The following is a 4,741-nucleotide window of genomic DNA, read 5'->3' as shown; positions in this document are numbered from 1 at the left end:
GTGATTCTAAAAGGTTTGGGAAAAGCCCTGGACCCCGGCTTTCGCCGGGGTGACGGCTACGCGGGTTTTGGTTTTTGTTTGTGAGCCCCTTTGAGGGGCTTAAATATTCAAGCCTCCGGCTTTGCCGGAGGTCGTCTGACTCGTGGTGCCCCCCTGGGGCATAAGGGCTTATTATGGAACCAGATTCGATTATCATTACTTGTCCCCGATGTGGGACCAAAAACCGTGTTCCCAAATGGCGTCTGAACGAACATCCCATTTGTGGCAAATGTCGGGCTCCTCTTTCATCCCGACCCTCATTAAATCATCCGGTCGTGGTTACCGACCATTCCTTTCAACAGGAAGTTCTTGATTTTTCGGGAACGGTGGTCCTGGACTGCTGGGCCCCCTGGTGTGGCCCCTGCAAGATGATCGCCCCCATTCTGGATCAATTAGCCAAAGAATATGCCGGCCGGGTCAAGTTCGCCAAACTGAATACGGATGAAAATCAAGGGACGGCCAGAAAATTTTCCATCCAAAGCATCCCGACTTTACTTTTTTTCAAAGCGGGAAAACTCGTCGATCGGCAGGTCGGCGCCTTGCCCAAGGGGGAGATCGAAAAGCATCTCCGGTCCATTCTGTAGATACCCGGTTTGTGTTAAAAAGCCGGTACTTTCCCGAATTCGGTTAAAGGCCCAGAGGATTGAAAAATTCTTGTTCAAACCGGGCGGAAAATTCTTCCGGCCGGGCAGGTATCCATTTTCCGGCCAATTCCCTGATCCGGCCGGCCTGGTTGACCAGCCGATGGCGGCCTTCTTTTTTAGCCCGGATAACGCCGGACCAGTCCATTTCCTTTTTGAATTTCCTGATGGCCGGAATAATTTCCGGGAACAGGGTCCGGCGAAGGCCTTTCAGGTTGGAGAGATAAAAGGCCAGAGAGCCGGCCTTTCCACTTTCGATTATATGGGTTAGCGTTCCCCCCGGATGGGTATCTGCCAAAAGATCCTTCAGGGTTCGAAGGTACAATTCGACCCGGCTGAAAGGAAAGAGGGAAAGCAGGGACCGCCAAAGGCCTTGGGGAATGGTTCGATCCCGGGCCTCCCCCAGTTCATGAAACAATACCGTTTCCAGTTCGGATTGGATGATCGGTTCCATTTGACCATCGGGCGGTGCCGAAGGATTCCAGCCGTAAAAGGAAAGGGCCAGTGCAGTGGCCTCCCGCTCCCACTGTTCGGTTTCCTGGATCTTGGACCATAGGAAAAAACGCAAAGGGTCGAGATGAAGGACGATAGTCCTTCCCTGTCTCTGGGCCAGGGTCAGGGACAGGTCACAGGCTAAATTCCGTTCCAGGACAATGACGGTGAACCCAAAGGACAGGCGTTTTTCCTTAACCCTACCCAGAAAAAAAGTCGGCTTCAATCCTCTCCCATATCCGGCCCCATAATAAAGCCCGGCCGGTATCAGGAATTGATTAATCTGCCGATTGTCCAGGTAATCAAAGGTGTGGCCATTAATCCGGATCGGTTCAAAAGGGGAATCCAGACACTCCAGCCACAGGGCTTCCTTTTGGTCGATCCATTTCAAAAGCCGATCTTTGTCGGTAGGGCTCCAGGGCGGATTCTGTTTTTCCCAGTTATACTGGTCTTTCATTCTAAGAAACAGACCGCATAAGGAAAAAAGCCCACTATGATGGGCATCTGCCAGGGTACAATTTTTACGAATGGTGGGCAGGATTTGCTGTAATATCTTGCTCCGGGTTTCTGATGACTTGATTTTTGTTTTCGGAGAGGACATAGAATCTTCTTGTTATTTAAATTTAAATAAAATCCTTGACGATCACCCCTATATATTAGTACCTTTTAATACGAAAATAAAGTTACAAGTTGCAAGATGCAAGTTTCATGCTTCATGGTACTTAATGGGGCTGAAGGTCTTGCAGAAGATCTATGCGAAAATCAATTCATATCCTAATGGGGTTTGTTATTTGGGGACTGTTCACTGCGGCCTTCGTTCCGGGTCTGGAAGGCCGGGAATCGGGAAAGCCCTTCCGGGTGGTCTGCACTATCCTTCCTGTCTATTCGCTGACGCTCAATGTAGTCGGGAAGACCCCCGGAGTACAGGTGGACTTGCTCCTGCCGGCCCATCAAGGGTGCCCTCATAATTACGACCTGACCCCTGGTGATTTGATTAAGATGACCCGGGCCGATCTAATTATAGCCAACGGCCTTGGAATGGAAGAATTTTTAGATCAATTTTTAAAACAGGCCGGGTCCAAAGTCCCCGTTATTCTGGCGGCCGAGAAAATTCAACCCATTTTGAATCGACCTGAACCGGCTCATTCAGACCATGGAAAATCCAAGACCGGGCAGCGTCATGATCATGCCGACCTCATGAATGGTCACGCCTGGGTGAGTCCCAGGGCAGCGGCGATCATGGTCCGGACCATTGCCGAGGGACTTTCTCTTAAAGACCCGGCCCATGCCCGGGATTATGGTCTGAATGCCCAGGAATACTCCGGAAGACTGGAAGGCCTGTTTCAGGAAATGCAGCAGGTGGTGGCCCGGGCCCGGAACAAAAAGATTCTTGCCTTTCATGATATTCTGGCTTATCTGGCCCGGGATACCGGCCTGACGATGGTTGGGGTCATTCAAACCCAATTAGGCGTGGAGCCTTCCCCCAAGGTTCTGGCCCGTCTGGCCAGGAAGGTCAAAAATGATCGGGTGGCAACCATTTTTTCAGAACCCCAATATTCCGATAAGGTGGCTCAAACGCTTTCCAGAGAGACGGGTGTTCCTGTTTTTGAAATGGACCCGGTCGCTACCGGGAAGGCGGCGGCCGATACCTATGAAAATGCCATGAAAAAGAATTTGGAAATTTTCAGGAAGGCGTTTAAATAATTTATATGGAACAGAACCGGACCCTTTCCCCGGAAACCGCCATTGAACTCCGAAACTTGGAGGTCACTATCCGCAAGGTAGAGATCCTGAGGGATGTGTCCTGCTCCATCCCGGCCGGCCGGACCACGGCCATTATAGGTCCCAATGGTGCCGGGAAAACCACTTTGCTCCTGGCCCTCCTGGGATTGATTCCTTATAAAGGGACCATTCATTTTGGAGGTTCCCTTGGGGGACGACCTGACATGGGTTATGTGCCCCAACGTTTGGAATTTGACCGTGGTCTGCCTTGCACAGTGGAAGATCTGATGACTATTTCGATCAACAGGAAACCCCTCTGGCTGGGGAAAAGAGAAAAGGTCAGGGATCAGGTCCGGGCCGGATTAAAAAGGGTAGGGGCCTTGGGCCTGGAAGATCGTTTCATAGGCAAACTTTCCGGTGGGGAATTACAAAAGGTCCTGTTGGCCATGGCTTTAGAGGGTAATCCCCAGATCCTGCTGCTTGATGAGCCGACTGCCGGGATTGATGCCACAGGAGAACAGTTGTTTTGTGACCTCCTTTCCGATATCCAGCATCAGGCCAATCTGACCGTTATCTTGATTTCCCATGACCTTTCAGTGGTCTCCAACCATGCCCAGCACGTGATCTGTTTAAATAAAACCGTTCGTTGTTGCGGGGGCTTAAGTACCCTTACCGAAGAGAATCTGTTGAAGACCTTCGGACTTCATGTTCAAATTTATCCTCACAGCCATGGCCCCCATCATGGCGACGGCGAATTGAATCCCTGATCCATGGAAGCCCTCTTTTCCCCTTTATATTCTTTTCTGCAAACCGCGGTCCCTTTCGAATGGGCCCAGTTTGCTTTTATCTGGCGGGCTATCGGCGCCATGATGATCATCGCCCCCTTGTGTGCCGTCCTGGGGGTCCATGTGGTCAATTTCCGGATGGCCTTTTTTTCAGATGCCATCAGCCATTCCACCTTTGCCGGGGTGGCCCTGGGAGTCCTCTGGGGGGTGGAGCCGTCCATTACGCTGATTGGTTTTGGAATCCTGGCCGGGCTCAGTATTACCCTGGTCAAGGGGCGATCGGATCTGTCTTCCGATACCGTTATCAGTGTCATCCTCTCGGCTACCGTGGCCCTTGGGATCACGGTCTTATATGCCCAAAAAGAAACCCGCAATCTGGAGGCCTATCTTTATGGAACCGTTTTGGCCATCAACGATGGTGAGCTGTTATTACTCCTTTTAATCGGGTCTCTGGTCTTCATCGTTATGGGGATTTGGTTCAATCGATTGTTTTTGATCAGTCTGAATCATCATCTGGCGGCTTCCCGCGGGATATCCGTAAGGTGGTTGGAATACGGTTTTTCCCTGATTCTGGCTATCGTGGTTACTTTCAGTATCCGGGCTATCGGACTCTTTTTAGTCACCGCCATGCTGGTCGTGCCGGCCGCTACGGCCAGGAATTTGGCCAAGGGGATGTCCAGTCTGTTTTGGGTGGCCATGATTTTGGCCTTGATCTCCGGAATTTCAGGCATCCTCCTTTCTTTTTATTTAAATGCTCCGGCCGGGGCGACCACTATTTTAATCGGCTGTTTCTTTTTCTTGTGCTCCTGGTTATTGGGGCGCCGGACTTACTGATCAATCCATTAAAAAAAGAACATTTTTTCAATTGACAAAAGATCCGGGTTCGGTTAATTTGCAGGATTGAGCGGGAATAACTCAGTGGTAGAGTGCAACCTTGCCAAGGTTGAAGTCGCGGGTTCAAATCCCGTTTCCCGCTCCAAAATTATGATTCCCATCTATCCGGCGGCATAGCCAAGTGGCTAAGGCAGCGGTCTGCAAAACCGTTATTCACCGGTTCGAGTC

5 protein-coding genes and 1 tRNA gene are annotated in these 4,741 nt (G+C 50.8%); 5 read left to right on the top strand and 1 reads right to left on the bottom strand.

All coding sequences use genetic code 11. The features are described 5' to 3' along the window. Positions 1-173: 173 nt before the first annotated feature. Entirely contained in the window at positions 174-623 is a 450-nt protein-coding gene (trxA, locus tag HY879_26270; protein MBI5606851.1) for a thioredoxin, read from the top strand. A 43-nt stretch (positions 624-666) separates the two neighbouring features. Here trxA and HY879_26265 read toward each other — a convergent pair whose 3' ends face one another. Further along, entirely contained in the window at positions 667-1,773 is a 1,107-nt protein-coding gene (locus HY879_26265; protein MBI5606850.1) for a hypothetical protein, read from the bottom strand. Positions 1,774-1,925: 152 nt separating this feature from the next. Between HY879_26265 and HY879_26260 the strand changes: the two genes are divergently transcribed. From HY879_26260 to HY879_26245, 4 genes are all read left to right on the top strand, one after another. After that, on the top strand, positions 1,926-2,876 hold the full coding sequence (locus HY879_26260; GenBank protein MBI5606849.1) for a zinc ABC transporter substrate-binding protein: 951 nt from the start codon (positions 1,926-1,928) through the stop codon (positions 2,874-2,876). Positions 2,877-2,881: 5 nt separating this feature from the next. Continuing rightward, a complete protein-coding gene (locus tag HY879_26255) occupies positions 2,882-3,661 on the top strand; it encodes a metal ABC transporter ATP-binding protein (GenBank protein ID MBI5606848.1) in 780 nt (259 codons plus the stop codon). A gap of 3 nt (positions 3,662-3,664) precedes the next feature. Continuing rightward, a complete protein-coding gene (locus HY879_26250) occupies positions 3,665-4,513 on the top strand; it encodes a metal ABC transporter permease (GenBank protein ID MBI5606847.1) in 849 nt (282 codons plus the stop codon). Between the two features lie 70 nt (positions 4,514-4,583). Further along, positions 4,584-4,658: transfer RNA gene (locus tag HY879_26245), tRNA-Gly, on the top strand. The last annotated feature ends 83 nt before the right edge of the window (positions 4,659-4,741 follow it).

It is taken from the genome of Deltaproteobacteria bacterium (assembly GCA_016219225.1).
In the GTDB taxonomy this organism is placed as follows: domain Bacteria; phylum Desulfobacterota; class RBG-13-43-22; order RBG-13-43-22; family RBG-13-43-22; genus RBG-13-43-22.
This window is presented reverse-complemented; position numbering and strand designations above follow the sequence as displayed.